Below are 25,161 nucleotides of genomic sequence, written 5' to 3'. Positions count from 1 at the left end.
TAGCAGCGGCTGACTGAGGCCCATCGATGGGGCCCGGACAGCAGAAGGACGGAGTCTCAGCTATTCAGCTCAGGGGTCGATCCGCTGTGGCCAGGGGTTCGCTGCTCAATTGGCAACAAACTCCTAGTTGTTGGGCAGTTGATCCTCAGTTTTTGCAGTGGTTACCGCGATTTGGAACGCTTGTTCCTGGTCGCCGAGGTTGCGATATGATGCGCGGTCAATGAAGTCTGAGGATCAAGTCTTAGACCGTGCATGAACCTGCTGGATCGACCGGCTGTAATGGCTGTGCCGCTAAAGAGCACTAGCAACGTCAGTGTGATCGGTTGACATTCCTGCTGGAGGTGTTAGTCGTTTGGGCGGCGTTCTCCAGGTAGTCATCCTCAGCTCCGAGCGGGCAGTTGCGTCCCCGTCTACGTAGGTGATCAAATGAGGGCTGGAGTCATGGTGTGTTCACCACCCTCCACTTCCTGTTCGCTTTTCTTGTGCCCTGTCATCAGCTTGAACCTGTTGGAAGCCTGGAAGGGAAGGCCAGGCAACTCTGAACCCGGGGTGCCAGAAGACAAGATCAGCGTCAACCCGCTCCTGGGTGATCAAGCTGAGGAAGCTGCCGTTGCTCCCGATGCTCCTTTCCGATGATCTCTGTGTGCCCTGCCGTGATGGTGGCCCCACCCTCGCTGAGGACGAACTGGCCGCTCTGCTTCCTGAGCTGCCGGGATGGCAGGTGGTGGATCACCATCACTTCTTGAAGTCACACACGTTCGAGGACTTTGCCTCGGCCCTGGCCTGGGTGAACCGCGCCGGCGCGGTCTGTGAGGCCAATGGCCACCACGCCGACTTCAAGCTCGGCTGGGGCTATGTGGAGGTGACGATCTACACCCACAAGGCGGATGGGCTCACCAGGGCCGATGCCGTGCTGGCGGCCAAGCTGGATGCGATCGAGACAGCTGCTCCCGCGGCCCAGTAGCAGCCGCAGGGTGCCACTGACGAACGGCTCAAGCGTCGTCGCGGCCGGCCTGCTGAACGGAAGGACCCTTGAGTTCGAGCGAATTTCCTTCGGGATCCTTGAGGTAGAACGCGGAGCCATACCCTTCGGCGCCGAAATTCTGGTGAACCGCTCCAAGATCGATGCCGTGATTGAGAAAGTGAACTCTCAAGGCCTCCACGTCAAATGGTTCGATACGAAGGCAGATGTGATCGACATTGTGGCCCTCCTTGCCAGGGGGGGCGCCACCGGCCAGGCCCAGCGCGCCATCGGCATCGACCAGGTCGATCTGGGACTTGCCGGCCCGTAGGTGAATCATCCCCAGGCGCTCATTTCGCTTGGTAAAGCTGCAGCCGAGCACATCGGTGTAAAACCTGAGCATGACGCCCAGATCCCTGCAGCGCAGAACGACATGATCGATACCGAGGATCTGCACGTTCCCCTGCCCCGCCTCGCTCCATTGTGAGGGAGTCGCAGCCTTGAGGGGCCTTCCGTTACGTCTTGGCGAAGGCGCGATCAGCGCAAGCGGAAGCCGCTGCTGGTACCGAGGCGCAGTACCATGAATGAATGAAGCGGAAGCACCAGCGCACCCTTGAGCTGATCTTCTCCCGTCCCGTAAACGGCAGCTTGCCGTGCAGGGACATTGAAGCCCTGTTTCAGGGGCTTGGTGGGGAGGTCACTGAGAGGGCGGGCAGCCGAGTCGCGGTCGTTCTGTTTGGCGAAGTCAGGGTCTTTCACAGACCCCACCCATCGCCTAATACAGACAAGGGTGCTGTTGCTTCAATCCGCCAATGGTTTGAAGAACACGGAGTGACACCATGAATCTCATGACTGTGGATGGCTACCACGCCAAAATTGAATTCGACGAGGAAATGGATCAGTTTCGCGGGGAAATTCTTGGGCTTTCTGGAGGAGCCGACTTCTATGGATTTAGTCCGGATGAACTTCGCCGAGAATTTAAAAAGTCACTGGGCGTCTTTCTTGAGGTCTGCAAGGAGCAAGGAATTGAGCCGCGGAAACACTTTTCGGGCAAATTTAATCTTCGGATTTCACCTGAACTCCATGAGAAGTTGGCGATGACTGCGGAAGTGCAGGGAAAGAGTCTTAACACGCTCGCACAGGAAGCACTCCAGAAAAGTGTCAGCGCCTAGATGGGCGAATAACAAGCCCCTTGAGTCAACAGGTCTCCACCGATTTCATTCTTGAGCTCTAGGGCACCTGCCTGCCACTCAGGGGCGGCGTTGGCAAGATCAAATCTTATTTTAGGCAGCGTTAATACCAAGTCTCAGTGTAATTCCTTGACGGTTCAGATCAAGGGTATTTCTACTCATCAGGGGACCGATCTGACCTCTCTAGGCTTCAAGCAAAGAGGCGGTCATGGCCATGGAAATCAGCAGCACATCGCTCCCCTCGGGCCACGCCTCCAGCGATGCGGAACAGGCACTGCATCGGATCAAAGAGCTCACACAACGGGATCCTGCCTTTGCTGCGGCACTTCGCCAGAGCCATTCCACCGAGGAGGCCGCCAAGCTCGCCCATTCCCACGGCATCACGATCAAGCCCGAAGTGCTCTGGCGGCATCGAGGCACCTTGTTGAGTGGAGGTCTGCCGACGTGGCCTGGATAACGCCATCCACCGCTGAAGAACCACGATCCAGTCCAGGCTGGTGGCTGGCCCCTGCTGCCGGAGACGGCTGATCGCCCATGTGCTTCTCCAGCAGCGCCAGCTTCGTGGTGGCGGCCGGGCTGTTGCCCCTGGGTGTGGGAGCTGTGCGGTATGCCCAGGATCAGCAACGCAATGATCTGCTGCCCCTAGCCCTCACGCCGTTTTTTTTCGCGCTCCAGCAGGCCCTTGAGGGGCTGGTCTGGCTTGGCCTCGACCCCGATGGCCCCGACTGGCTGGTCCACCCCGCAGCGCTGAGTTACCTGTTCTTCGCCTATGCCTTCTGGCTGGCCTGGCTGCCCTGGTCCGTGCTGCAGTTGAACGTCCAGGCACCACCTCTCCGGCGGCGTTGGATGCTCCAGGGGCTGCTGGTTCTGGGCTTGCTCGCGGGCGCTGGGCTCTGGCTGCCGCTTGCCCTGGATGGTTCCCTGTTTCAGCCCACCGTGGTGCAGGGATCCCTCAACTACAACACCACCCTGTTGGCGGATCGCTGGATCAACCTTGGTGCCGGCAGCACGGTTTATGGGGTCATCATCACGGTCCCGTTCATGATCAGCGGCTCAGTGCGGCTGCGCTGGTTCGGAGGATCGCTCCTCGTCGCGTTCCTGATCACACACCTGGCCTACGGCTACGCCTTCACCTCGGTGTGGTGTTTTTTCAGCGCCCTTCTCTCCGCGTCCCTGTTCTGGATCATCAGGGATCCCCAGCCCCAGGCCCTGCCGGCCCACTGAGAGTCAACGCACCAGTGGTTCCTAGCTGTGGGCTCTCACCCCAGGGCCCGTCGCGACGGATGTTGACCCCGCTCGGACCTCTGGATCAGCAGCTTGTGGAGGCTGTCGGCGAGCAGCACCGCCACCGGTGCCAGGGCGATCGCGCCGAGGTAGGTGAGCGGGAAGCGGGCCATGCCGAAGACGGCGGCCATGGGGGCCACCAGCACCAGGCTGCCGGCCACGATCGGTTGGCTCAGCAACCCGAGCCAGAACAGCCGATTGGGGACATGCATCACCTGCCAGAACGGTCGCCGGTTGCTGCGGCAGGCCAGCAGGGCGCCCATCTGTCCCGCCACGATCAGGGAGAAGGCCACCGTGGAGGCCTCCCGTTGCAACGCCAGCTCAGCCGTTGATGCGATGCCGTGGAGGAGCCGCGGCGCCAGCGACCTGAGCTCTGAGAGGTCGACGCCATGGCTGTGCCAGACCAGCAGATAGCCGGCCAGAGCGATCAGGGCCTCCGTCCCCCCCAGCACCAGATAGGAGCGGCGCATCACCGCCCCGTCGAGCAGCGGTCTGTTGCGCGGGCGAGGGGGGTTGCGCATCACGCCGGGTTCGGGCGGTTCGGCGCCAAGGCCCAGGGCCGGCAGCACATCGGTGCCCAGGTCGACGGCGAGGATCTGCAGCACACTCAGGGCCGCCGGGATCCTCAGCGCCACCATCGCCAGGAAGGGGGCCGCTTCCGACACATTGGCGACAAGGATGTAGGTGATGAACCTGCGGATGTTGCTGACCACACCACGGCCGTAGTGGATGGCCTCGACGATGGTGGCGAAGTTGTCGTCGAGCAGCACGATGTCGGCGGCCTCCCGCGCCACTTCGGTGCCGCTGATCCCCATCGCCAAACCCACATCCGCCGCCTTCAACGACGGCGCGTCGTTCACTCCATCCCCGGTGACGGCCACCACCTCCCCGAGGGCCTTGTAGGCCTGCACCAGCCGCAACTTCTGCTCCGGTGCCATCCGTGCGAACACCAGCCGGTGGCGGTACTTGATCAGTTGGCGCAGCTGCCCATCGCTGATCCGCGCCAGGGTGGCCCCCTCGATCACGCGCACCGGATCCACCGTGCCGTGATGATCGGAACTTCCGCTGGGAGCCTCCAGGAGACCGATCTGACGGGCGATCGCCTGGGCCGTGAGACCGTAGTCGCCGGTGACCATCGTCACCTTGATGCCGGCCTCGCGGCAGCGCCGGATCGCGTCCGGCACCTCGGGCCGTGGCGGGTCGTAGAGGCCGATCAGCCCCAGCAGGATCAGACCCGCCTCCAGATCCTCGGGAGGGTTGGTGGCGTCAGCTGAACCCGCAGCACGCAAGGCAACAGCCAGCACGCGGAAGCCTCGGCCAGTGAGTGTGTCGTTGGCGACGACGGCCTGGCTGTGATGTTCGTCGTTGAGGGGAACGGGGCCCGAGGCGGTGAGCCAGGCGCTGCAGCGGGAGATCACTTCCAGGGGAGCCCCCTTGGTGATCACCAGCGCAGAGGCCTGTGGGAGCGGCAGATCGATCGGGCCGCGTTCCACCACAACCGTCATGCTTCTGCGGTGGGAGTCGAAGGGCACTTCCCGCTGGCGGGGGTGCTCCTGGCGGAGCGCTTCGGGCACCAGCCCCAGGGCCAGGACCTCCTGGAGCATGGCCGTTTCCGTCGGGTCGCCCACCCCGACGCCGTTGCCATCAAGCCGGGCATTGGAGCAGAGCACGGCTCCGATCAGCAGCAGTCGCCGCATCCCCTCGTCCGCCTCGGGCAGCCAGGTGTCTTCCACGGCCATGTGGTTTCCGGTGAGCGTGCCGGTCTTGTCGCTGCAGATCACACTCACCGAACCGAGTGTTTCCACAGCCGACAATCTCCTCACCAGCGCCTGGCGACGCGCCATCCGCTGCACATTCAGCGCCAGGGTGAGCGTGACCTGGGGGAGCAGCCCTTCGGGAACAAAGGCGACGATGATGCCGATGGCAAACACCAGGCTCTCCATCGGCGCCATGCCGATGAACAGCAGGCTCAAGGCAAAGGTGAGCGCCCCGGTCGACAGCGCGATGATCGTGATCGTCCGCACGATGCGACCCACCTGCTGCTCCAGGGTGCTGGGGCTGCGGCGGGTGCCGGCGGTGAGGTGAGCCACCTGGCCGAATTCGGTTTCGGCGCCGGTGGCATAGACGACCGCCTCACCCCTCCCGGCCGCGATCGTGGAGCCGGCCAGCAGCAGATTGGTCCGTTCGTTGATGGGCACCAGGGTGGGCTCCACTCCGATGGGGAGGGGGCCTGCATGGCGTGAGACCGGCAGGGATTCGCCCGTGAGCACCGAGAGGTCAACGCTCATCTCGTAGGCCGCCCCGATGCGGCAGTCGGCCGGCACCCGGTCACCCTCCTCCAGCTGCAGCCGATCCCCCGCCACCAGCTGCTCGGCAGGGAGCACGCGCAGGAGGCCATCGCGCCAGACCTGCACCTGCCGCGGCAGGGCGCGGGTCAGGGCGGCCAGGGTCTGCTCGGCCTGGAATTCCTGCCAGAACGAGAAGATGCCGTTGATCAGCACCACCGACCAGATCGCCCAGCCCAGCTGGGGGGTGCCCGCGGCAAAGGCCATGCCCCCGGCGCACCAAAGCAGCAGCGCCATGAAGTGCACCATCTGGTCGAGGAAGCGCAGCACCAGGGGGCGCCGTTTCAGGCTGGGTAGACGATTGGCGCCGAACTCCTCGAGGCGACGATCGGCCTCCTGCTGCGTGAGACCCTCGGGCCTGGTCTGCAGGGCGGGATAGACCTGCTCCAGCGGCAGGGACCAGATCGGCTGGGAGGCAGCAAGCAGCACCGGGCCCACAGGCTGAATTGCCTTCAGGATGCTCCCTCCAGCGCCCGTGGGCGGCGCTCAGCCAAGGAATCCTTGGGGGCTGGAAGGCCCCTTACCAATGCAGCTCCGGCAGATCGCGGAACACGCCACGAACTCCCGTGCCCCAGGCGTTGCTCAGGTCCTTGAAGTAGCTGTCTCCCTCGCAGAAGCGCCGGCGGTGGGTGATCGCCAGGCTGTCCCGTTCGTAGACGATCAGGTCGATCGGCATCCCCACCGACAGGGTGCTGCGCATGGTCGAATCGAACGACACCAGCACGCACTTGGCCGCTTCCCCCAGCGTGGTGCTGGGATAGATCACCCGGTCGATGATCGGCTTGCCGTACTTCGCTTCCCCCGTCTGCAGGAACGGGGTGTCTTCGCTGGCTTCGATGAAATTACCTTCCGCATACATCCGAAACAGCCGGGGCACTTCACCCTTGATCTGACCACCGACCAGGAAGGAAGCATTGAACCCACCGGCCGAACCTTCCAGGTAGGGGCCATCCCGTTGTTGGATCGCCCGCACGGCATCGGACACCAGGCCCAACACATCGAACATCGTCCGTGCCGTCCACAGGTTGGCGTCTCCATTGCCGGCGTCGGCCCGCTGACGCAGCAGGCTGATCACCGCCTGGGTGCCGGCCAGGCTGCCGGAGCTGAGCAGCACCAGCACCCGATCGCCAGTGCGCTCGAACACCGTCATCTTGCAGAAGCTGGCGAAATCATCCACACCCGCATGGGTGCGTGAATCCGAGGCGAACACCATCCCGCTCTCCAGGAGCACGGCCACGCAATAGGTCATCGGGCCCACACCTGAAACGACTCCAGCACCGAGGGACCGAAGCTGGTGGTGAGGGCCACATCCGCCGCATCCCGGCCCCGGGCAATCAGGATCCGCCCGATCCGGGGTGTGTTGTTGCGCGGGTCGAACACATGCCAGCCATCGCCGAGGTAAGCCTCGAACCAGGCATGGAAGTCCATGGCGGTATGGGGCGGCGGCACCGCGATGTCGCTCAGATAGCCCGTGCAATAGCGCGCCGGGATGTTCATGCAGCGGCAGAGGGCAATCGCCAGATGGGTGAAGTCGCGACAGACTCCCTCTCGACTTTCAAGAGTTTGGAGGGCCGATTTGGTCGGGCTCGATCGGTTGTAGTCAAAGCGCACGTGCTGATGCACGAAATCGCAGATCGCCTGCACACGCCCCCAGCCGCTGGGGGCCCCCTCGAACCGTGACCATGCGAGATCCGTGAGCAGATCGCTCTCGCAGAAACGGCTGGCCAGCAGGAACAGCAACACGTCGTCCGGTAGATCCTCCACGGGACGTTGCTCCAGCTCTGGCAGGACTGGATCGGTCCATCCAGGGTCGGCCACCAGCCCACTGCCTTGCAGACGCAGCAGCCCAGCCGGAGCGACCAACCTGTGGCAGCGGTTGCCGTAGGAATCGACGTAGGAACGCAGCGGCACCGCTGGCGTCACCTGCAGCGGGTCGGCCTCCAGCAGATCCCCGGCCCTGCTGGCATGGACCCCCAGGGTGACGATCATCGGCGTGGGCCGTGGGCAGCGGAGCTCCAGATCGAAGCCCACGCGGATCTTGAGCGGAGGCTGCGATGGGGCGTTATCTAGCCTTTCCATGAGTCACCGTACTGACGCTGGAGCGCCTGGGAGCGGCGGGAAACCCTCCGCCAGGGAGGCCTCCAACACGCTGGCCAACCGCTCGGCCCACTCCCGCTGGCCGGCGCCCGTGGCCAGCAGGTCCTGGCGGATCTCCAGCTCCACGTGGGGAATCCGGCGGCGCTCCCCATGCACCACCAGGGTGTAGTCGCTTTCATCGCTCACGGCGTAGGGCTCGTTGTCCCCCACCCGGAGACCCTTCTCCCGCCCCAGCCCCTGGAGCATCCGACGGGCGAGGCGCCCGTCACGGCCGTGCAGCACCCCCACATGCCAGGGGCGCGCCACGCCCGAGTGCACCGGCGTGAAGCTGTGGAGCGTCACCAGCACGGTGGCTTGGGCCCGCTCGGTACGCCCATCGAGCTCGGCGGCGATGCGCTGGTGGTAAGGCTGGAACAGCTCCAGGGCCCGTTGCTGCCGCTCGGCGGCGGAGAGGTTGCCGTTGGCGGCGATGGCGGTGTGCTCGCTGCGGCTGACGATCGAGTCGGGAGCTTCCAGCGGCCGGTTGGCATCGATCACCAGCCGTGAGTAGTTGTGCAGGATCAATGAGGCGTCGAGCCGCTCCGACAGGCAGCGGCCCAGCCCATCGACGCCCAGATCCCAGGCCACATGGGTCTTGAGCACCCGAGCGCTCAGGTTCAGGCCAGCCAGGCGGCGGGGAATGGCGCGGCCGGCGTGGTCGGCCGTGAGCAGCACGGCCGAGCGGCCAGCGGGACGAACGATCTGGAACACGGCCGGATCACCGGCCCCCAGCAGGGGTTCGGGAGGCACCGTTGGGCTGCGAATGGGTCGACCCTAGGAAGGCTTGGATCACCAAGGCTTTGGCGCCTCTGCCCCAATTCCTGGCGCTCTCCAATCGAGAAATGGCCGTGCGGATGGTGATGGGCTCTGATCAGCTGGCCGACCGTGCGGCAGCGGGCTTCGGATTCAGCCCTGGCTTGGGCGTAACCAGGGCGTTTCATTCCTGCACTCCGGCGCTTTGCGTAGAGCCTTGCGCGCTGGCCGCCTTCCTCCTGGTGCGATGAGATTTCGCTGCCGATCGGCCTACGATTGGATCATGGAAATGTCCGTTGAACTGGACCTGGTCATCGAGCAGCGGCTTGACCGGCTTGTGCGCGATGCCGGCCGCTCGAAGGAGTTCTTTCTGCAGCAGATGATTCTCCAGGGCCTCGAGGACGTCGAGGATGCCTACCTCGGGGCGGCCGTGGCTGAGCGCATCAGGCGCGGTGAAGAGGCCACGCGCCCGCTTGAAGTCGTTGTAGCAGAACTTGGCCTGGACGATTGAGCTCTCCAAGCAGGCTGAGCGTGAGCTGGCACGACTCGATCGCCCAGCCGGTCGGCGTGTGGTCCCCTTCGTGGGCTTTGGCGCTACCGCGTGGGTGACTACCGCTTGATCTGTCAACTCCTGAATGATCAGCTTGTGGTTCTGGTGCTGAGGATTGGCCATCGAAGTGAGATCTACGACCGCTGAACGGCCACAGGTCAAAGGACGAAGAGTGCCTGCTGAACCAGCACCAACATCTCCTCAGAACTTCCGCAACTCCCGCCGCGGATCCCGCTGGGTGCCCTTCTGGCTGTGGAACACCTGCACCGCCAGGCCCATCCCCAGTAGCAGCAACGCCAGCAGCGCCCACGGATTGCGGCCGAACCAATTGCGGCCCTTCAACGTGCGGCGGCGGCGTGGGGCCATCGAGCCAGGGGCGGGACACCATGCTGCCGGAGCGCGGCCCGCCTCCCCTCAGCCCTCATGATCGCGGGGGTGGGTGATCCGGGGCAGCGTGCGCTCCAGGGGCGCCAGGCTGATGTTCTCGCAGGAGGAGAACTCGCCATGGCCGAAGGGATTGTCCAGATCCCAGATCATCAGCAGGATGAACACCATCAGGAAGGCGATCGAGCCGAGATAGAAGAAGATCTCCACCCAGTCCTCCATGTGGGTCAGCACCAGGCCGGCGCACAACAGGGTGGTGCTGGTGGCTGACAACCAATACACCGTGGGAACGAAGGGAATCGAGCGGATCGTTTCCATGCGCAGCAGCAGGCCCCGCAGCGCGGCCAGCTCCTGGAGCAACCGCGCCATGCAGGGGGATTCACAGCTGTGGCGCAGCTGAGCCAGCTCGGCATTGAGCCGGTCGATCCGATCCAGGAGCTCGTCGGCGCGGGTGGTGCCCTGGAACCAGCCCAGGAACCCTTGCCCCAGCTGGGCGACCGTGGCCAGGGCCGCCGCCGGTTCGGCCTCGGGCCGGGCCCAGCCCAGCGCCTGCAACTCCGCCACCAGGCTCAACAGGATCTCGGCGAGCTGGGCGGGACACTTCTCGCTTTCCTTGTAGTCAACGAGCACGCCGTTGAACAAAAAGCCGATCAGAAAGACGTTGGAGGTGATCAGTCCGGCGAACAGGGGTGTCGGCTCGAGCACCTCCCAGCCCCGGGCCATGGCCAGCGCCTTGAGCGCCGCCACCGGCAGCAGAACCAGGGCGAGCTTCAGCAGCATCCCCAGGCGGCGCATCACCATCGCGCTTGGCCCCCTTGATCCTTCACGGTGTCGCGCACCGGTCTACTCAATGGACCGCCGGCCCGCCCCCATGGCGCGATCGGCGTGCCCGTTGGAGGATCAGTCGATCACCCCTGTCCGCGCCCCATGCTGGTCAACCTCAAACAACGGCTCCAGTCGCTGCGGATGGTGGCGAGCCTGGCCGCCTTCCTCAAGAACCCCACCGAACTCACCAGCGTTTTCGCTGTGGCCCGCAGCCTCCAGGGCAGCCCCCTGGCCACCCAGATGCAGCGCCATCTGCTGGCCAATCCTGCGATGGCCGAGCTGGTGGTCACGCTCTGGAGGCCCGACCCGATCGATCTGGCCCAGCTTTCGGCTCTGCCGGTGGGCAGCCTGGGCCGCACCTACGCCGAGCAGCTCGTCAGCCAGGGGCTGACGCCCGAGAGCCTGATTGACCCCAGTCCGATCAGCTCACCGGCGCAGTACATCACCCACCGCCTGCGGGAAACCCACGACATCGTGCACGTGCTCACGGGTTTTGGCACCGATGGGGTCGGGGAACTGGGGCTGCAGGCCTTCAACCTGGCCCAGGTGCGCTCGCCCCTGGCGCTGCTGCTGATCTTTGGTGGTCTGCTCAGCGCCCTGCAGAACGACGAGCCACTCGAGGCGCTGCTGCACGCCCTCGCCCGCGGCTTCGAGTTGGGTCTGGCGGCCCGCTGCCTGATCAGTTTCAAGCTGGAAGAGGGCTGGGGGCGCCCCCTGGCCGACTGGCGCCTGGAGCTGGGGCTGCCGGAAACGCCGTTGGCCTGAAACTGATGCTCCGGGCCGGCTGTGAGCGCGGCCTTGGCGTCAGGACTGACTGGCGGCTTTCACTTGGTCGCGCCCTTGAAGCCGCTCCAGGCGCTCAGTTCCGCCAAACTCTGCACCCCTTCACGCCGTTCGCTGCCCAGCACCCAGGTGGGGAAGGCCTTGACCTTGGCGGCGACACACTTCTGGCGGCCCTGGTCGTCCTTGTCGCATTCCAGGTAGGGGAGCTTGCGCGCCGCCTCGGTGCCGAACAGGTTCTTCTGGTGGAAACAGTGGGAACACCACCAGGCGCCGTAAAAAATCGCCCCCTTGGCGCGCAGGTGATCCGCCAGGGCGATCTGGGAGAGGGTGGAGGGGCTGACCGCCTCGATCCCCTGGGAACCTGCGGGCGCCGCCGCGGACGTCTTGACGGCCGGCTTGCTCCCGGCGCTCGCCGCGCCCATCAGTCCCAAGCTGGCCAAAACCAGCAGGGCCAGCTTCAGGCGTTGAGCCCTGGGGCCAGAGCTGGGGAGGTGGTGGGCCATGGGCGCGCGGGCGGGCTGGAGAAAACCTAGGGGGATTTCCGCCCTCCGGCGCCCCTGGCCAATGCCCGATCAACTGGGAGACTGGTTGGATTCACGTTTGACCGTTCCCCGCTGCGATGAGCGCCAACGGCTACCGCGACTACTTCAAGGTGCTCCAGGTCGAGCGCGGTGCCGACGCCGAAACGATCAAGCGTTCGTTCCGCAAACTGGCCCGCCAGTACCACCCGGATGTCAACCCGGGGGACAACGGGGCCGAGGCCAAGTTCAAGGAGATCAGCGAGGCCTATGAGGTGCTCTCCGATCCCGACAAGCGGCGGCGCTACGAGCAGTTCGGCCAGTACTGGGGCTCCGCCGGAGGTGGTGGCGGCAGCGCTGGCGCCGGTGTGGACGTGGACTTCGGCCGCTACGGCAATTTCGACGACTTCATCAACGACCTCCTCGGCCGTTTCGGTGGTCCCGGCGGCGGTGGGGGAAGCGCTGCCGGGTTCGGTGGTGCCCCGGGCGGGTTTGGATTCGGCTCCGGTTTCCCGGGGGGCTTCCCTGGCCCCGGTGGTTTCGCTGGCCCCGCGGGCGATCGCTCCCAGCCGCTCAATCTGGATGCGGAGGCCACCATCAATCTCTCCCTGGCCGATGCCTTTCGCGGTTGCGAGCGCACCTTGGCGGTCAACGAGGAGCGGGTGCAGGTGCGCATTCCCCCCGGGGTGAAGGGGGGCAGCCGGCTGCGGCTCAAGGGCAAGGGCAACCTGCAGCCCGGCACCGGCCGCCGCGGCGACCTTTACCTCACCCTCCAGCTCCAGGACCATCCGATCTGGACCCTCGAAGGGGATCAGTTGCGGGCCGATCTGCCCCTCAGCCTCGATGAACTCAGCCTCGGGGCGGAGGTGCGCGTGGCCACCCCCGATGGCGAGGCCACCGTTCAGGTGCCGCCGGGTATGGGTGTGGGCCGCACCCTGCGGCTCAAGGGCAAGGGCTGGCCCCTCAAGGAAGGCCGCGGCGATCTGCTGCTCACCCTCAGCCTGCACCTGCCCCGGGAGTTCAGCGAGAGCGAGCTGGAGTTGCTGGGCCAGTTGCGCGATGTGCGCAGCAGCGACCCCCGGCGCGAGTGGATGGCGGCGGCCAGGCTCTAGGCCGAACCCCCTCGATCCGTAGGATCCGCCCAGCGGTCGTCCCAGCATGGAACTCACCTACCGTCCCCGCCGCCTGCGGCGCACGCCGGCCCTGAGGGCCCTGGTGCGGGAATACCAGCTCAGCTCCGCCGACTTCATCTATCCCCTGTTCGTCCACGAGGGGGTCACCAACGAGCCGATCGGCGCGATGCCCGGCGCCCAGCGCTGGAGCCTGGAGGGCCTCGTGGGCGAGGTCGGCCGCGCCTGGGACCTGGGCATCCGCTGCGTGGTGCTGTTCCCCAAGGTGGCCGATGGCCTCAAGAGCGAAGACGGCGCCGAGTGCTTCAACGAAGGCGGCCTGATCCCGCGGGCGATCCGTCGGCTCAAGCAGGAGCATCCCGGCATGGCGATCATGACCGACGTCGCCCTCGACCCCTACTCCTGCGATGGCCACGACGGCATCGTCAGCGAGGAGGGGGTGGTGCTCAACGACGAAACCGTGGGCCAGCTCTGCCGCCAGGCGGTGGCCCAGGCCCGGGCGGGCGCTGATCTGATCGGTCCCAGCGACATGATGGACGGCCGCGTCGGCGCCATCCGGGAAGCCCTCGATGAGGAGGGCTTCGAGCACGTGGGGATCATCAGCTACACCGCCAAGTACGCCTCCGCCTACTACGGCCCCTTCCGCGAGGCGCTCGATTCCGCCCCCCGCTCCGGTGCCACCAAGCCGATCCCCACCGACAAGAGCACCTATCAGATGGATCCGGCCAACGGCCGCGAGGCGCTCACCGAAGCCCTGCTCGATGAGCAGGAGGGGGCCGACATCCTGATGGTCAAGCCGGGGCTCGCCTACCTCGACATCATCCACCGCCTGCGCGGCGAAACCGAGCTGCCGATCGCCGCCTACAACGTCAGTGGCGAGTATTCGATGGTGAAGGCGGCGGCCGAGCGCGGCTGGATCGACGAACGTTCGATCGTGCTCGAAACCCTGCTCTGCTTCAAGCGGGCAGGCGCCGATCTGATCCTCACCTACCACGCCTGCGACGCGGCGCAGTGGCTCAGGCAGGGATGAGCGCGCAGCTGCCCCCGCGGGCCTGAGCCCCAGCGCCGAGAATGGATCGATCCGACATTCACGCCGTGCCCCCGTCCCCCCCGCTGCGCCTGGGCCATGTGGCGGTGCGCGTCCAGGACATGGAGCGCGCCAAGGATTTTTACAGGGCCCTGGGCCTCGAGCTCACCTGGGATGCCAGCGACTGGGCCTACCTGCAGCTGCCCGAAGGCGGCGAGGGGGTGGCCCTGCTGGGGCCCGAGTATCGGGCTGCGGGGCCTCATTTCGCCTTCCACGTGGGCGATCGGGTGGGCCTCGCCGCCGTGCACGCCGCTCTCCAGGATCAGGGCGTGACGGTGGGTGCCATCCACGACCACCGCGACCAGACGGCCTCCTTTTACCTGCAGGATCCCGAGGGCAACTGGCTGGAGGTGCTGTTTGAGCCCGAAGGCGGGATCGCCTCCAATGTCGCCTGACACCAGGCCCGCTGGGCCCGAGTCACCGGTTCTAGTCGATTCGCTCCCAGTCGATCCGCCGCCGATTGATCAGGAAACCCGTTCGTTGCTGGAATGGGACCAGCTGGCGGCTGACCTGGCCGTCCATGGCTCCACTGCGGCCGGGCGGGCCCGCTGCGCGGAGCTCCCCCTGGCCGATTCGCTGGCCCAGAGCCAGGCGCGGCTGGCGGAAACCACCGAACTGATCGGCCTCGATGGCCTGATCGAGGGCGGCCTGAGCTTCCAGGGGGTGGCTGACCTGGGCGCCACCCTGCGCCATTGCTGCAAAGGCGGGGTGGCGGGCGGCGAGGCGCTGCTGGCGGTGGCCACCACCCTGGCGGCGGCCCGGCGGCTGCGGCGCCAGATCGCTGACCACGAGCTCCGTCCGTTGACCTCATCGCTGGTGGCGGAACTGCGCACCCTGCCGGAGCTGGAGCAGCGGCTCCATTTCTGCCTGGAGGAGGGGGGCCGGGTGGCGGATCGCGCCAGTGCGCCCCTGGCCGAGTTGCGCCGGCAGCTGCTGGCGGTTCGCAGCGAGCGGCGCGAGCGCCTGCAGGACCTGCTGCGCCGCTTCGCCCCCCTGCTCCAGGACACGGTGATCGCCGAGCGCAACGGCCGGCCCGTGCTGGCGGTGAAGGCGGGCGCCGCCTCCCAGGTGAGCGGTCTGGTCCACGACAGCTCGGCCTCCGGCAGCACCGTGTTCATCGAGCCCCAGGCGGTGATCGCCCTGGGCAACCGGCTCAGGGAGCTGGAGGGCCGGGAGCGGGAGGCCGAGCGGGAGGTGCTCGCCGCGCTCAGCGCCCTGGTGGCGGCGGAAGCCGGCAGCCTCGAGACCCTGCAGAGAGTGCTGGTGGCCCTGGATTTCGGCCTCGCCCGGGCCCGCTATGCCCTGGCCCTCGGGGCGGTGCGGCCGGAACTTTCGGGCGATCCGTCGGCCCCCTTCCTGCTCGAAAACCTTCGCCATCCCCTGTTGCGCCCCAGCCCGCAGCGGCCGCAGGTGGTGCCAGTGACGGTGAAGGTGGGGAGCGAATTGCGGGTGGTGGCGATCACCGGCCCCAACACCGGCGGCAAGACGGTGACCCTCAAGAGCGTGGGGCTAGCGGCGCTGATGGCGCGGGCCGGCCTGTTCCTGCCCTGCGGCGGCACGCCGCGGCTGCCCTGGTGCGATCAGGTGCTCGCCGACATCGGCGATGAGCAGTCGCTGCAGCAGAACCTCTCCACCTTCAGCGGCCACGTGCGCCGCATCGCCCGCATCCTGACGGCCCTGCCCGAGCACCCATCCGAGGCGGCGGGGGCGTCCCTGGTGCTGCTTGATGAAGTGGGCGCCGGCACCGATCCCACCGAGGGGGCGGCCCTGGCGATCGCCTTGCTCCAGCACCTGGCCGAGCGGGCTCGGCTCACGATCGCCACCACCCACTTCGGCGAACTCAAGGCGCTCAAGTACGACGATGCGCGCTTCGAGAACGCCTCGGTCGCCTTCGACGAGGAGACCCTCTCGCCCACCTATCACCTGCAATGGGGCATCCCCGGCCGCAGCAACGCCCTGGCGATTGCCTCCCGCCTGGGGCTGGCGCCCGGCGTGCTCGAGCGGGCCCAGGAACTGCTCGCCCCCCGTGGGGAGGGCGAACTCAACCAGGTGATCCAGGGGTTGGAGGCCCAGCGCCGGCGTCAGCAGGAGGCCGCCGAGGATGCGGTGGCCCTGTTAGCCAGCACCGAACTGCTGCATGAGGAGCTGCTGCAGCGCTGGGAGCAGCAGAAGGAGCAGTCGGCGGAGCTGCAGGAGCAGCGCCGCCGCCAGTTGGAAACATCGATCCGCGAGGGGCAGCAGGAGGTGCGCCGGATCATCCGCCGCCTGCGCCAGGGCCAGGCCGATGGCGAAACAACGCGGCTCGCCGGCGAGCGGCTCAAACGCCTGGAGCGGGACCACCGGCCCGTGCCCGAGCGGCGGCAGCACCGGGGCTGGATGCCGGTGGTGGGGGAACGCATCCGGGTGCTGTCCCTCGGGAAGTCGGCCGAGGTGCTGGAGCTCGCCGCCGGTGGCCGGGAGCTCACGGTGCGCTGCGGCCCGATGCGGCTGACGCTGCCCCTGGAGGCTGTTGAATCGCTCAGTGGCCAGAAGCCCCAGCCGCCGGAGCCCCCCGCCCCGAAGGTGCAGGTGCGCATCCCCGCCGGGCTTGGAGCGGGCCCCTCGGTGCGCACCGAGCGCAACACCGTGGATGTGCGTGGTTTGCGTGTTCACGAAGCGGAGGCCGCCGTGGAGGAGCAGCTCCGGGTGGCCAACGGGCCGGTGTGGGTGATTCACGGCATCGGCACCGGCCGCCTCAAGCGGGGCCTGCGCGAGTGGCTGGCGGGGGTGGCCTACGTGGAGCGTGTGGCCGACGCCGAGAAAGGAGACGGCGGGCCGGGTTGCAGCGTGGTGTGGGTGAAGTAGAGGCGGCGACGCGCTCCCCCTCCGCTCACCCCAGCTCCGGCAGCACCGGCAGCACCGGCAGCGCCGGGGCCTGGCCTGACGGCAGCTTGAGGGCTTCCCCCTGGCGATCGAACAGGCGCCAGCCGCTGCCCACCACCTCCAGATGAACACTCTGGCCGGGCACCACGCGCTGGTCGGGGTCGGCGCGCAGCTGCACCAGATGGCCACTTTCCTGCAGGCGGGCGCTGACCAGCAGCTCATTGCCGAGGGCTTCGAGGTGGGTCACCTCCGCCGCCAGGTTGCGGTTCGTGGCGGGGGCGAGCACCAGATGCTCCGGCCGCAGGCCCGCTGTGAGCTCTTCGCCGGCGCGCTCGGCCAGGGCGCATGCCAGCGGCTCCTCCACCAGAAAGCGCTTGCTGCCCAGCTGCACCTGGGCGCCGCCCATGGCCCGCACGGGGAGCAGGTTCATCGGCGGGCTGCCGATGAACTGGGCCACGAACAGGTTCGAGGGCCACTGGTAGAGCTCCAGCGGCGTGCCCAGCTGCTGCAGGTGGCCCTGGTTGAGCACGGCGATGCGGTGGCCCATGGTCATCGCCTCCACCTGGTCGTGGGTGACGTAAAGGGTGGTGGTGCCCAGGCGGCGCTGCAATTCCACGATCTGGCCCCGGGTGCCCGTGCGCAGCTTGGCGTCGAGGTTGCTGAGCGGCTCATCCATCAGAAACACCGCCGGCTCGCGGGCGATCGCCCGGCCCAGGGCCACCCGCTGCTTCTGGCCGCCGGAGAGTTCCTTGGGCCGCCGCTCCAGCAGCGGTGTGAGCTCAAGGGTTTCGGCCACCTCGGCGATGCGGCGTTCGATGCGATCCTCTCGCTGCGAGGGCACCCGCAGGGCGGCGGGCAGCCCGCGGCCGGCCTGGTGCAGGCCGTCCTGGAGCTGTTGAACCAGGCTGCGGGGACGGCTGCGGCGCAGGCCGAAACCGATGTTGTCGGCCACGCTCAGATGGGGGTAGAGCGCGTAGCTCTGAAACACCATCGCCACATCCCGCTGGGCCGGTCGCAGCCTCGTGACGCAGCGCTCGCCCACGAACAGCTCACCGGCGCTGGGGTTCTCCAGCCCCGCCAGCAAGCGCAGCAGGGTGCTCTTGCCGCAGCCCGAGGGGCCGACCAGCACCAGAAACTCACCATCGGCGATGGTCAGGTCCAGCTGGTTGAGCACCGGAACCGGCCCTGACCCGCGCCGAGGCGGAAACACCTTGCTCACCTGCTGGAAGCGAACCTCAGCCAAGACCGGCCCTCAGACCGGCCGATCCTAGGGTTGGCCCCACGACCCAGTCCCCAGGCCCAAGCCCTTTGCAGTTCATTGATCAGGCACGCATCGCCGTGCAGGCCGGCCGCGGAGGAGATGGCATCGTCACCTTTCGCCGTGAGAAGTACGTGCCCGCCGGCGGCCCATCAGGGGGCGACGGAGGCCGGGGGGGGGGCATCGTGCTGCAGGCCGATAGCAACCTCCAGACCCTGCTCGACTTCAAATACAAGCGTCAGTTCGTGGCTCCCGAGGGCCGCCGCGGCGGTCCCAACCGTGCCACCGGCGCCAGCGGCCAGACCCTGATCATCCAGGTGCCCTGTGGCACGGAGGTGCGTGATCTGGCCACCAACATCCTGCTGGGCGACCTCACCGAGCACGGCCAGCAGCTGCTGGTGGCGGCCGGTGGCCGTGGTGGCCTCGGCAACGCTCACTACCTCAGCAACCGCAACCGGGCGCCGGAGAAGTTCACCGAGGGCAGGGAGGGGGAGGGCTGGAACCTGCAGCTTGAGCTGAAGTTGCTGGCGGAGGTGGGCATCATCGGACTCCCCAACGCCGGCAAGAGCACCTTGATCAGCGTGCTCTCGGCCGCCCGCCCCAAGATCGCCGATTACCCCTTCACCACCTTGGTGCCCAACCTGGGGGTGGTGCGTCGTCCGAGCGGTGATGGCACCGTGTTCGCCGACATCCCCGGATTGATCGCCGGGGCGGCCCAGGGGGCGGGCCTGGGCCACGACTTCCTGCGCCACATCGAGCGCACGCGCCTGCTGATCCATCTGGTGGATGCCAGCGCTGAGGACGTGGTGCGTGATCTGACGATCGTGGAGGCCGAATTGAGCGCCTATGGCCACGGTCTGGACATGCGCCCGAGGATCGTGGCGCTCAACAAGATCGAGCTGCTGCTGGAGGATCAAGTTGCGGAGCTGCAACAACAGGTGGCCAGCCACTGCGGGCAAGAGGTGCTGCTGGTGTCAGCGGCGACGGCCCAGGGCCTCGACCCCCTGCTGGGGAGAGTGTGGAGGGAGCTGGACCGACGCAAGCTGGTGGAGGCTGAGGCTGCGGCTCAGTCGTCGTAGACCCGGCACTCGAGGGCGTCGGGGTTCAGGTCGCAGTAAACCTCCAGGGGGCTGGGGTCGTGGCTGTCGTCGGGATGGTGGGCCTTGTACTCCTCAAGCTGCTTGAGCTCATCTTCCAGATGGCCGAGCTTCGCGGCATCTCCTGAGGCCTTGGCGGCTTCGAGCTCGCTCAGGTCCTTGAGGATGTGCTCGTCGATGGTGTTCATAGGTGCTCCGGCGCTCATCCACCGGTCGACGTCGAACCCACCATACGGGTCGTGGCCAGGAGCCGGTGCCGATTGTGGGCTCTCCCTGATTCGGCCTTCCGCACCCCTCAGGCGGGCAGCTCACTGAGTTCCATCCAGCGTTCCTCACCCTGGTGGATCTGCTCCACCAGTGCTGAAAGCTCCTGGGTGAGTCGTTCCAGGTCGGTGTAGTCGCCAGCGCCGCCGCCGGAGAGCTGGGCCTCCAGGGCGAGCCGCTGCTGCTCCCAGGCCGGCAGGTGGGCGTCGAGTTGCTCGAGCTCGCGAGTTTCTTTGTAACTGCGGCGTCGGGGGCGTTTGTCTGTCTCATCACCCCGGGGCGCACCGCCTGGGGTGGCACCGCCCGGGGTCGCCACCTCCTGGGCCGCTGGCGCCACGGGCACCGCCGCCCCTTTGGCCTCGCTGGCACGGCGCTCCAGATAGGCGCTGTAATTGCCCTCGAAGCGCTGCAGCCGGCCGTCTTCGAAGGCAAACAGGCGGTCGACGGTGCGATCGAGGAAATAGCGGTCGTGGGAGACCACCACCACACAGCCGCGGAAATCCTCCAGGAAGTCTTCGAGCACCGTGAGCGTGTGCACGTCCAGGTCGTTGGTGGGCTCATCCAGCAGCAGCACGTTGGGCGCTTCGATCAGCAACCGGCAGAGGTAGAGGCGCCGGCGCTCGCCGCCGGAGAGCTTGGCGATCGGGCTGTGCTGCTGGGCCGGCGGAAACAGAAAGCGCTCCAGCAGCTGGGAGGCGCTCACCTTCTCCCCCCCCAGATCGATCGAGCTGGCGGCCTCCTGCACGAAGTCGATCACCTTGCGCGCCACGCCCTTGCCCGCCAGGAAGGCCTCGGCCTGCTGATCGAAGTAGGCCAGTTTCACGGTGGCCCCCAGTTCCACCGTGCCGGCATCGGGGGCGCGCCGGCCGGCGATCGCATCGAGCAGCGTCGATTTGCCGCTGCCGTTGGGGCCGATGATCCCGACCCGGTCTTCCGGGGAGAAGTCGTAGCTGAAGCCCTCCAGCAGCACGCGTTCGCCCACCTTCAGACCCAGGTCGTCGGCGTCGATGGCGCGCTTGCCGATCCGGCGGCTGGCGGTGGCCAGGCTGACCGCGGCGCGGGCCTGGCGGGCCGGGGCCTCGCGCATCGCCTCGATGCGCTGGATGCGGGCCTTCTGCTTGGTGCTGCGGGCCTTGGGGCCCTGGCGCAGCCAGGCCAGCTCGCGCCGCAGGGCGCCTTTGAACTTGGCGTCGCTGGCGGCTTCGGAGGCATCCTCCTCGGCCTTGAGCTTGAGGTACGTGGCGTAGTTGCCGGCGTAGCTGCGGGCCTCGCCCCGCTCCACCTCAACGATCCGCCGCGTGACCCGATCAAGGAAGTAACGGTCGTGGGTGATCAGCACCAGGGCGCCGCCGAAGCGCTCCAGTCGCCCCTGCAGCCACTCAATGCAGTCGGCATCGAGGTGGTTGGTGGGTTCATCCAGCAGCAGCACGTCGGGTTCGGCCACCAGGGCCGAGGCCAGGGCCAGCCGTTTGCGGTAGCCGCCGGAGAGTTCTCCCACCCGGCGCTGGGTGTCGGTGATGCCGAGGTGATCGAGCACCTCGTGGCACTGGTGCTCCAGACCCCAGGCCCCGGACTGGTCCATGCGGCCGCTGAGTTCGCCCAGCTCCGCTAGTAACCCCCCGTCGTCGGGCCGCTCCGCCAGGCCCTCGCCCACCGCCATGAAACGCAGCAGCAACTCCCGCTTCTCGCCGCAGCCGGCCACCACCTGCTCCAGCACCGTGCGCTCGGGGTCCAGTTCCGGGTCCTGGTCCACCAGAACCACCTTCCACTGCGCAGAGCAGCGCCGCTCCCCTTGATCAGGGGGCTCCTGCCCCGCCAGCATCCGCATCAGGGTGCTCTTGCCGGCCCCGTTCGGGCCGATCAGCCCCAGACGTTCTCGCTCCGCGATGTGCAGGGTGAGGTCGGAGAAGAGGGTGCGCAGGCCAAAATCCTTGCTGACACCCACCAGGCTGATCAGGCTCACGCGATCGAAGCGGGTCGTTGTTGCTCCAGGTAAGCAAAGACGCTCTTGTCTCCCACATCCGCCGCCGCCGCCATCGGGAACTTGCGCGCGGTGAGCACCAGCAGCAGCGCCGCCTGCACGGCCAGCAGCGAGAAGGTGGCCTGATCCCCCAGCAGTCCCGTCAGGCGGCCCAGCAGGGCCAGGGGCAGCAGCAGGGTCACGCCGATCGCCTCGGGACGGCGGAAGCAGAAGAACTCCTTGAAGCCCACCCCCGCCAGGGCGGCGAAGAAGGGGCCCACCGCCCAGATCCAGCGCCCGTCGGCGGCCAGCGTGGGCACCACCCCATCGGCGCCGACGCGAACGGCCAGGGCCAGGCCCCCGAGGCTGCCCAGCAGCCAGAACAGCTGCAGGGTGCGGTGCAGGGGTTTGACATAGATATGAATCCAGCGCAGGGCCAGTCCGAGGCCCGTCGCCATCACGAGCAGCCAGGGCCACAGGCCCCGTGCGCCCCAGATCTGCCACTGCACAAGCAGCGACACTTCGGCCACGGCCACCAGCAGCAGGGCGAGGCGGTAGCTGAGCACCTCGCGGCGGTCCTGGTCCGTGATCGTGTAGGTGCCATAGGCCCCCTCGAAGACGGGATCGGTCATGGCTGGGGGGCGACGGGTGGTCCGTTCACCAGTGTGGCCAACTCCGGGCCCGCCGGAACGATGCCCGACGGGTGCAGGGGGAACAGGGCGCCGAAGTAGTCCCGGCGCCAGGCGGGCGCATCGCAGCTGGCGGCCACGCCGGCTGTGGCGAACAGCCGCGCCCGCCAGGCCGACAGGGCTGGGAATTGCCAGAGCGGCCGGCGGCTGCAGCCGAACAGGGGCGCGTAGACCAGCTCCATGCGGATCAGGGTTGGAAACAGCACTACATCGGCCAGGGTGAGTTGCTCGCCGCAGAGCCAGGGGCCCCGGGCGGTCAGCTCTGCCTCCGCTTCCTCCAGGGCCGCGAACAGCGCCGCCTCGGCCCGGTCGTAGGCCCCTTGGTTGCGGGCGAAGCCGCAGCGGTAGACGCCGTCGTTGACGGCGCTTTGGAACAGCTCGCGCCAGCGCTGGATCGGGTCGCTCAGCCCAGCGGGGGCCAGGTTGGGGGCGTCCTCGGGGCCGGGCCAGTGGTTGAGCAGATCGACCAGCACGGCGCTTTCGTTGGCCACGATCCGCCCCAGGCGGCGGTCGTAGAGGGCGGGCACCGTGGCGCGGGCGCCGGCGGGGCTGCCGGAGCGGCGGTAGAGATCGATCAGGGCGCTGGCGCCCTCGAACGGTTCCACGAAGCGCCAGCGGCCCCGTTCGGGGTCGGGCTCCACCACCAGCTGCTCGATGCTGGTATCAAGCCTGCGCAGGCTCCAGACCAGCCAGGTGCGGTGGGCCCAGGGGCAGCTGCGTCCCACGATCAGCACGTGGCGTCCGGGTTCAGCGGCCCCTGCGGGCAGCTCCGGAACGGCGGCGAAGGCGCCCGCGGGGCGGCGGTAGTTGCCATCGGCGTCGGCGGGGCCCAGGCCGCCCATCAGCTGCCGCCACTGGCAGTGCCAGAGACGGCGCACGCTGGAAACCACCAGGGGCGGGATGGGCATGGCAGGGGCCGAGGGGTTTGACGCCCATTCAGGTTGGCTCCAACGTGGCGATTCAGGTGCGGCGATCGGATGGCGGCAGGCACGGGGCGGGGTTCGGCCAGGGTGCTGGTGGTCGCCGGCACCCACGGCAACGAAGGCAATGCCCCCTGGCTGCTGCGCCACTGGCAGGCCCACCCCGAGGCGCTCGAGCGGCGGGGCCTGGAGGTGGAGCTGGTGCTGGGCAACCCCGAGGCGTTCGCGGCCCGCCGCCGTTACCTGGACCGGGACCTGAACCGCTGCTTTGCCGCGGAGCTGCTCGCCAACCCTGGGTGCCAGGAGCGGGAGGTGCGGCGGGCCCGGGAGCTGCTGGCGCTCCATGGCCCGGTTGGGGAGCTCCCCTGTGCCGTGGCCCTGGACCTGCACAGCACCACGGCCGCCATGGGCAATGCCCTGGTGCTTTACGGACGCCGGCCCACGGACCTGGCCCTGGCGGCGGCGATCCAGGCCGATCTGGGCTTGCCGATCTACCTGCACGAGGCCGATGCCGCCCAGACGGGATTTCTGATCGAACGCTGGCCCTGTGGCCTGGTGATCGAAGTGGGGCCCGTGCCCCAGGGGGTGATCACCGCCCAGATCTGCCGCCAGAGCCAACTGGCCCTGGAGTCGGCCCTGGCCGCCCTGGCGCGGGCCCGCGCCGGGGAGTTGCGCCTGCCGGCGGGCCTCACGGTACATCGGCACCTGGGCAGCCTTGATCTGCCCCGGGGCGTCGACGGTGCCCCCCTGGCCTGCCTGCACCCCGAGCGTCAGCACCGCGACTGGGTGCCGATCCGTTCAGGGGATCCGATGTTCAGCTCGGCGGATGGCACCGCGGTGGCCTACCAGCCGTCGCCTGGAGCGGTGGATGAGCCCGTATGGCCCGTGTTCATCAACGAGGCGGCCTACGGCGAGAAGGGTATCGCCCTGAGCCTCACGCGCCGGGAGCGCTGGCCGATCGAACCCGCCTGGGCGGCGGCGCTGATCGCGCTGATGGCTGGCTGAATCAGCGCGGTTTGCCGTTGTAGATCACGCTGAGCACCTCACGGCCATCCGGGGAGATGCGCATCTCCGTTTCCGTCGTGGGGAGGAGGTTGAGCTGCCTCCAGCCCGGGGGGCCGCCCAGGAATCGGAACAGGATGCCCTGATCATTGGCTTCAATCAGGCAGTTACCGACCTTGCGGTCGAACATGCAGGCGTCAGCTCGGTAAACCCCAAGCCCCCCATTGATCTTCTCGGCCCGCATCCGGGCGAGGTTGGTGGCGCGCTGCAGATTGAAGGGGAAATCGACTTGGGCCCCTACCGGCGCAGCCACCAACAGGCTGAGGCTGGCGCTGAGGGCAAGTAGGTGGCGCATGCGGGGTTGGGAGCGTTGTTGGTGTTAAGCCCAGGCCACGGCTGGCTCAACCACAGGCCCAGGTGCCCTGCTCCTTGGTGCAGGGCAGATCGGTGCGGCTGCCATCGGCCCAGTAGATGCGCAGGCGGTCGTCGGCGCTGCCGATGCGGAAGGTCAGCGACTTGACCACACCGGCCGGGGGCTTGCCTTTGCTATCGGCCGGATCGGCTTTCTCCGGGGTGGCCTGGCGTTGCTCCAGTTGCTGCACCCGTTGCTCCAGCTGCTGAAGGCGCTGGGCCTCACGGCTTGGTTGGCAGGAGGCCAACGCCAGGCTGAGGCCAACCAGGGCCAGAGTCGAGCGAACCGGCGACAGGGTTGTGCGCAGACGCATCACCAAGGTGCAGGGGATGCGGGCACTCCTAGCAGTGGCTTTCGTCGGCTGGCTACAGACGCTCACTCCAGTACACGATGCCACCCATCAGTTCGACTTCGAGCCGGCGATGACGGGCCTGATGGACCGGCACCGTCTCCTGACGCCGCTCGCCCTGGTGTTCCCAGCAGATCAAGACCAAAACCAGACCTTTAAATCTGAACTCAACCTAAGGGGGCCTTTGTCGCAGCGGCTACCGATGGTGCGGAGATACACACCGCTGCATGGACCAGGGGCTCCGAGCGCCCCAACCCAACCCCAACCCCAGCCAGCCTCAAGCTTTCCTCACATCGCGCAATGTTCTGTTACACTTCCCCAGGCAGCGCCCGCCCCGGGTGCCGTCCTACCTAACCGTCCCCTTACGGGGGCAACCCTCTCGCTCTTATGACCACCACCATC

General features: G+C 67.5%; 30 protein-coding genes. 14 read left to right on the top strand and 16 right to left on the bottom strand.

What is annotated here, in order from left to right; genetic code table 11:
- The first annotated feature begins 619 nt into the window (after positions 1-619).
- Positions 620-964 (top strand): 4a-hydroxytetrahydrobiopterin dehydratase, encoded by a 345-nt coding sequence (locus tag KBZ13_RS15560; RefSeq protein WP_255010878.1) that lies wholly within the window; start codon positions 620-622, stop codon positions 962-964.
- Positions 965-992: 28 nt separating this feature from the next.
- Here the strand turns inward: KBZ13_RS15560 and KBZ13_RS15555 are convergent, their stop codons facing one another.
- A complete protein-coding gene (locus KBZ13_RS15555) occupies positions 993-1,418 on the bottom strand; it encodes a VOC family protein (RefSeq protein ID WP_255010876.1) in 426 nt (141 codons plus the stop codon).
- A 131-nt stretch (positions 1,419-1,549) separates the two neighbouring features.
- On the opposite strand from KBZ13_RS15555, the gene KBZ13_RS15550 reads away from it, so the two are divergent.
- From KBZ13_RS15550 to KBZ13_RS15535, 4 genes are all read left to right on the top strand, one after another.
- Positions 1,550-1,804: a type II toxin-antitoxin system HicA family toxin gene (locus tag KBZ13_RS15550; RefSeq protein WP_255010875.1), complete on the top strand. Its 255-nt coding sequence runs from the start codon at positions 1,550-1,552 to the stop codon at positions 1,802-1,804.
- Complete coding sequence (locus KBZ13_RS15545) at positions 1,801-2,133, top strand: type II toxin-antitoxin system HicB family antitoxin (RefSeq protein WP_255010873.1); 333 nt, start codon at positions 1,801-1,803, stop codon at positions 2,131-2,133. Before KBZ13_RS15550 ends, KBZ13_RS15545 begins: the two co-directional genes overlap by 4 nt.
- A gap of 232 nt (positions 2,134-2,365) precedes the next feature.
- On the top strand, positions 2,366-2,608 hold the full coding sequence (locus KBZ13_RS15540; protein ID WP_255010871.1) for a hypothetical protein: 243 nt from the start codon (positions 2,366-2,368) through the stop codon (positions 2,606-2,608).
- A gap of 77 nt (positions 2,609-2,685) precedes the next feature.
- Entirely contained in the window at positions 2,686-3,375 is a 690-nt protein-coding gene (locus tag KBZ13_RS15535) for a DUF6629 family protein (RefSeq protein ID WP_255010870.1), read from the top strand.
- Between the two features lie 35 nt (positions 3,376-3,410).
- Here the strand turns inward: KBZ13_RS15535 and KBZ13_RS15530 are convergent, their stop codons facing one another.
- The 4 genes from KBZ13_RS15530 to KBZ13_RS15515 all read right to left on the bottom strand — a co-directional run bounded on the left by KBZ13_RS15530 (position 3,411) and on the right by KBZ13_RS15515 (position 8,666).
- Complete coding sequence (locus KBZ13_RS15530) at positions 3,411-6,209, bottom strand: cation-translocating P-type ATPase (RefSeq protein WP_255010869.1); 2,799 nt, start codon at positions 6,207-6,209, stop codon at positions 3,411-3,413.
- 91 nt (positions 6,210-6,300) lie between these two features.
- Positions 6,301-7,029 carry a peptidase gene (locus KBZ13_RS15525; protein WP_255010867.1) on the bottom strand — a complete coding sequence of 243 codons (729 nt, stop codon included), beginning with the start codon at positions 7,027-7,029 and terminating at the stop codon, positions 6,301-6,303.
- Positions 7,026-7,859 (bottom strand): transglutaminase-like domain-containing protein, encoded by an 834-nt coding sequence (locus KBZ13_RS15520; protein WP_255010865.1) that lies wholly within the window; start codon positions 7,857-7,859, stop codon positions 7,026-7,028. Before KBZ13_RS15520 ends, KBZ13_RS15525 begins: the two co-directional genes overlap by 4 nt.
- A 3-nt stretch (positions 7,860-7,862) precedes the next feature.
- The gene (locus KBZ13_RS15515; RefSeq protein ID WP_255010864.1) at positions 7,863-8,666 is read right to left on the bottom strand and encodes an N-formylglutamate amidohydrolase; all 804 of its coding nucleotides are present in this window, start codon (positions 8,664-8,666) and stop codon (positions 7,863-7,865) included.
- Between the two features lie 286 nt (positions 8,667-8,952).
- Here KBZ13_RS15515 and KBZ13_RS15510 point away from each other — a divergent pair, with 286 nt between their 5' ends.
- Together KBZ13_RS15510 and KBZ13_RS15505 are read left to right on the top strand one after the other, a co-directional pair.
- Positions 8,953-9,180 (top strand): DNA-binding protein, encoded by a 228-nt coding sequence (locus KBZ13_RS15510; protein ID WP_255010862.1) that lies wholly within the window; start codon positions 8,953-8,955, stop codon positions 9,178-9,180.
- 90 nt (positions 9,181-9,270) lie between these two features.
- Complete coding sequence (locus tag KBZ13_RS15505) at positions 9,271-9,366, top strand: type II toxin-antitoxin system RelE family toxin (protein ID WP_255010860.1); 96 nt, start codon at positions 9,271-9,273, stop codon at positions 9,364-9,366.
- Between the two features lie 54 nt (positions 9,367-9,420).
- On the opposite strand, the gene KBZ13_RS15500 is transcribed toward KBZ13_RS15505, so the two are convergent.
- A complete protein-coding gene (locus tag KBZ13_RS15500; protein ID WP_255010858.1) occupies positions 9,421-9,585 on the bottom strand; it encodes a hypothetical protein in 165 nt (54 codons plus the stop codon).
- A gap of 48 nt (positions 9,586-9,633) precedes the next feature.
- Positions 9,634-10,404: a hypothetical protein gene (locus KBZ13_RS15495; RefSeq protein WP_255010857.1), complete on the bottom strand. Its 771-nt coding sequence runs from the start codon at positions 10,402-10,404 to the stop codon at positions 9,634-9,636.
- Between the two features lie 126 nt (positions 10,405-10,530).
- Here KBZ13_RS15495 and KBZ13_RS15490 point away from each other — a divergent pair, with 126 nt between their 5' ends.
- Positions 10,531-11,193 (top strand): Coq4 family protein, encoded by a 663-nt coding sequence (locus KBZ13_RS15490; RefSeq protein WP_255010855.1) that lies wholly within the window; start codon positions 10,531-10,533, stop codon positions 11,191-11,193.
- A 59-nt stretch (positions 11,194-11,252) separates the two neighbouring features.
- On the opposite strand, the gene KBZ13_RS15485 is transcribed toward KBZ13_RS15490, so the two are convergent.
- A complete protein-coding gene (locus tag KBZ13_RS15485; RefSeq protein ID WP_255010854.1) occupies positions 11,253-11,714 on the bottom strand; it encodes a hypothetical protein in 462 nt (153 codons plus the stop codon).
- Positions 11,715-11,830: 116 nt separating this feature from the next.
- On the opposite strand from KBZ13_RS15485, the gene KBZ13_RS15480 reads away from it, so the two are divergent.
- The 4 genes from KBZ13_RS15480 to KBZ13_RS15465 are packed head-to-tail and all read left to right on the top strand — an operon-like array spanning position 11,831 to position 16,790.
- The gene (locus KBZ13_RS15480; RefSeq protein ID WP_255010852.1) at positions 11,831-12,841 is read left to right on the top strand and encodes a DnaJ C-terminal domain-containing protein; all 1,011 of its coding nucleotides are present in this window, start codon (positions 11,831-11,833) and stop codon (positions 12,839-12,841) included.
- A 46-nt stretch (positions 12,842-12,887) separates the two neighbouring features.
- Positions 12,888-13,889 (top strand): porphobilinogen synthase, encoded by a 1,002-nt coding sequence (gene hemB, locus KBZ13_RS15475; protein ID WP_255010850.1) that lies wholly within the window; start codon positions 12,888-12,890, stop codon positions 13,887-13,889.
- Between the two features lie 41 nt (positions 13,890-13,930).
- Complete coding sequence (locus KBZ13_RS15470) at positions 13,931-14,341, top strand: VOC family protein (RefSeq protein ID WP_409995677.1); 411 nt, start codon at positions 13,931-13,933, stop codon at positions 14,339-14,341.
- Positions 14,331-16,790, top strand: coding sequence for an endonuclease MutS2 (locus KBZ13_RS15465; protein ID WP_255010846.1), 2,460 nt, complete (start codon positions 14,331-14,333; stop codon positions 16,788-16,790). Before KBZ13_RS15470 ends, KBZ13_RS15465 begins: the two co-directional genes overlap by 11 nt.
- Before the next feature lie 25 nt (positions 16,791-16,815).
- Here the strand turns inward: KBZ13_RS15465 and KBZ13_RS15460 are convergent, their stop codons facing one another.
- A complete protein-coding gene (locus tag KBZ13_RS15460) occupies positions 16,816-18,051 on the bottom strand; it encodes an ABC transporter ATP-binding protein (RefSeq protein WP_255010844.1) in 1,236 nt (411 codons plus the stop codon).
- Between the two features lie 65 nt (positions 18,052-18,116).
- On the opposite strand from KBZ13_RS15460, the gene obgE reads away from it, so the two are divergent.
- Positions 18,117-19,145 (top strand): GTPase ObgE, encoded by a 1,029-nt coding sequence (gene obgE / locus KBZ13_RS15455; RefSeq protein ID WP_255010834.1) that lies wholly within the window; start codon positions 18,117-18,119, stop codon positions 19,143-19,145.
- On the opposite strand, the gene KBZ13_RS15450 is transcribed toward obgE, so the two are convergent.
- From KBZ13_RS15450 to KBZ13_RS15435, 4 genes are all read right to left on the bottom strand, one after another.
- Positions 19,133-19,351: a Calvin cycle protein CP12 gene (locus KBZ13_RS15450; protein ID WP_255010832.1), complete on the bottom strand. Its 219-nt coding sequence runs from the start codon at positions 19,349-19,351 to the stop codon at positions 19,133-19,135. The two genes, obgE and KBZ13_RS15450, sit on opposite strands and share 13 nt — an antisense overlap.
- A 107-nt stretch (positions 19,352-19,458) precedes the next feature.
- Positions 19,459-21,390: an ABC-F family ATP-binding cassette domain-containing protein gene (locus KBZ13_RS15445; RefSeq protein WP_255010830.1), complete on the bottom strand. Its 1,932-nt coding sequence runs from the start codon at positions 21,388-21,390 to the stop codon at positions 19,459-19,461.
- Entirely contained in the window at positions 21,387-22,019 is a 633-nt protein-coding gene (locus tag KBZ13_RS15440; RefSeq protein ID WP_255010829.1) for a DUF2301 domain-containing membrane protein, read from the bottom strand. The genes KBZ13_RS15445 and KBZ13_RS15440 overlap by 4 nt, the downstream gene beginning before the upstream one ends.
- Positions 22,016-22,984, bottom strand: coding sequence for a glutathione S-transferase C-terminal domain-containing protein (locus KBZ13_RS15435; protein WP_255010827.1), 969 nt, complete (start codon positions 22,982-22,984; stop codon positions 22,016-22,018). Before KBZ13_RS15435 ends, KBZ13_RS15440 begins: the two co-directional genes overlap by 4 nt.
- A 69-nt stretch (positions 22,985-23,053) precedes the next feature.
- On the opposite strand from KBZ13_RS15435, the gene KBZ13_RS15430 reads away from it, so the two are divergent.
- A complete protein-coding gene (locus tag KBZ13_RS15430) occupies positions 23,054-24,001 on the top strand; it encodes an aspartoacylase (protein WP_255010825.1) in 948 nt (315 codons plus the stop codon).
- Position 24,002: 1 nt separating this feature from the next.
- On the opposite strand, the gene KBZ13_RS15425 is transcribed toward KBZ13_RS15430, so the two are convergent.
- From KBZ13_RS15425 to KBZ13_RS15415, 3 genes are read right to left on the bottom strand one after another with little or no spacing between them, the layout of a single operon-like run.
- The gene (locus KBZ13_RS15425) at positions 24,003-24,353 is read right to left on the bottom strand and encodes a hypothetical protein (protein WP_255010824.1); all 351 of its coding nucleotides are present in this window, start codon (positions 24,351-24,353) and stop codon (positions 24,003-24,005) included.
- A gap of 46 nt (positions 24,354-24,399) precedes the next feature.
- Positions 24,400-24,723 carry a hypothetical protein gene (locus tag KBZ13_RS15420; RefSeq protein WP_255010822.1) on the bottom strand — a complete coding sequence of 108 codons (324 nt, stop codon included), beginning with the start codon at positions 24,721-24,723 and terminating at the stop codon, positions 24,400-24,402.
- Positions 24,724-24,775: 52 nt separating this feature from the next.
- Positions 24,776-24,904, bottom strand: coding sequence for a hypothetical protein (locus KBZ13_RS15415; RefSeq protein WP_255010811.1), 129 nt, complete (start codon positions 24,902-24,904; stop codon positions 24,776-24,778).
- Positions 24,905-25,161 lie beyond the last annotated feature (257 nt).

The organism is Cyanobium sp. ATX 6F1 (genome assembly GCF_024346315.1).
Lineage (GTDB): Bacteria > Cyanobacteriota > Cyanobacteriia > PCC-6307 > Cyanobiaceae > ATX-6F1.
This window is presented reverse-complemented; position numbering and strand designations above follow the sequence as displayed.

Bases quoted from the DNA above. Each gene is read 5' to 3' on its own strand.
- KBZ13_RS15435 (WP_255010827.1), bottom strand. From the start codon at position 22,984: ATGCCCATCCCGCCCCTGGTGGTTTCCAGCGTGCGCCGTCTCTGGCAC.
- KBZ13_RS15545 (WP_255010873.1), top strand. From the start codon at position 1,801: ATGAATCTCATGACTGTGGATGGCTACCACGCCAAAATTGAATTCGAC.
- KBZ13_RS15510 (WP_255010862.1), top strand. From the start codon at position 8,953: ATGGAAATGTCCGTTGAACTGGACCTGGTCATCGAGCAGCGGCTTGAC.
- KBZ13_RS15470 (WP_409995677.1), top strand. From the start codon at position 13,931: ATGGATCGATCCGACATTCACGCCGTGCCCCCGTCCCCCCCGCTGCGC.
- KBZ13_RS15560 (WP_255010878.1), top strand. From the start codon at position 620: ATGCTCCTTTCCGATGATCTCTGTGTGCCCTGCCGTGATGGTGGCCCC.
- KBZ13_RS15440 (WP_255010829.1), bottom strand. From the start codon at position 22,019: ATGACCGATCCCGTCTTCGAGGGGGCCTATGGCACCTACACGATCACG.
- KBZ13_RS15430 (WP_255010825.1), top strand. From the start codon at position 23,054: ATGGCGGCAGGCACGGGGCGGGGTTCGGCCAGGGTGCTGGTGGTCGCC.
- hemB (WP_255010850.1), top strand. From the start codon at position 12,888: ATGGAACTCACCTACCGTCCCCGCCGCCTGCGGCGCACGCCGGCCCTG.
- KBZ13_RS15520 (WP_255010865.1), bottom strand. From the start codon at position 7,859: ATGGAAAGGCTAGATAACGCCCCATCGCAGCCTCCGCTCAAGATCCGC.
- KBZ13_RS15540 (WP_255010871.1), top strand. From the start codon at position 2,366: ATGGAAATCAGCAGCACATCGCTCCCCTCGGGCCACGCCTCCAGCGAT.
- KBZ13_RS15525 (WP_255010867.1), bottom strand. From the start codon at position 7,029: ATGACCTATTGCGTGGCCGTGCTCCTGGAGAGCGGGATGGTGTTCGCC.
- KBZ13_RS15500 (WP_255010858.1), bottom strand. From the start codon at position 9,585: ATGGCCCCACGCCGCCGCCGCACGTTGAAGGGCCGCAATTGGTTCGGC.
- KBZ13_RS15495 (WP_255010857.1), bottom strand. From the start codon at position 10,404: ATGGTGATGCGCCGCCTGGGGATGCTGCTGAAGCTCGCCCTGGTTCTG.
- KBZ13_RS15420 (WP_255010822.1), bottom strand. From the start codon at position 24,723: ATGCGTCTGCGCACAACCCTGTCGCCGGTTCGCTCGACTCTGGCCCTG.
- KBZ13_RS15450 (WP_255010832.1), bottom strand. From the start codon at position 19,351: ATGAACACCATCGACGAGCACATCCTCAAGGACCTGAGCGAGCTCGAA.
- KBZ13_RS15535 (WP_255010870.1), top strand. From the start codon at position 2,686: ATGTGCTTCTCCAGCAGCGCCAGCTTCGTGGTGGCGGCCGGGCTGTTG.
- KBZ13_RS15425 (WP_255010824.1), bottom strand. From the start codon at position 24,353: ATGCGCCACCTACTTGCCCTCAGCGCCAGCCTCAGCCTGTTGGTGGCT.
- KBZ13_RS15465 (WP_255010846.1), top strand. From the start codon at position 14,331: ATGTCGCCTGACACCAGGCCCGCTGGGCCCGAGTCACCGGTTCTAGTC.
- KBZ13_RS15480 (WP_255010852.1), top strand. From the start codon at position 11,831: ATGAGCGCCAACGGCTACCGCGACTACTTCAAGGTGCTCCAGGTCGAG.
- KBZ13_RS15550 (WP_255010875.1), top strand. From the start codon at position 1,550: ATGAAGCGGAAGCACCAGCGCACCCTTGAGCTGATCTTCTCCCGTCCC.
- KBZ13_RS15485 (WP_255010854.1), bottom strand. From the start codon at position 11,714: ATGGCCCACCACCTCCCCAGCTCTGGCCCCAGGGCTCAACGCCTGAAG.
- KBZ13_RS15490 (WP_255010855.1), top strand. From the start codon at position 10,531: ATGCTGGTCAACCTCAAACAACGGCTCCAGTCGCTGCGGATGGTGGCG.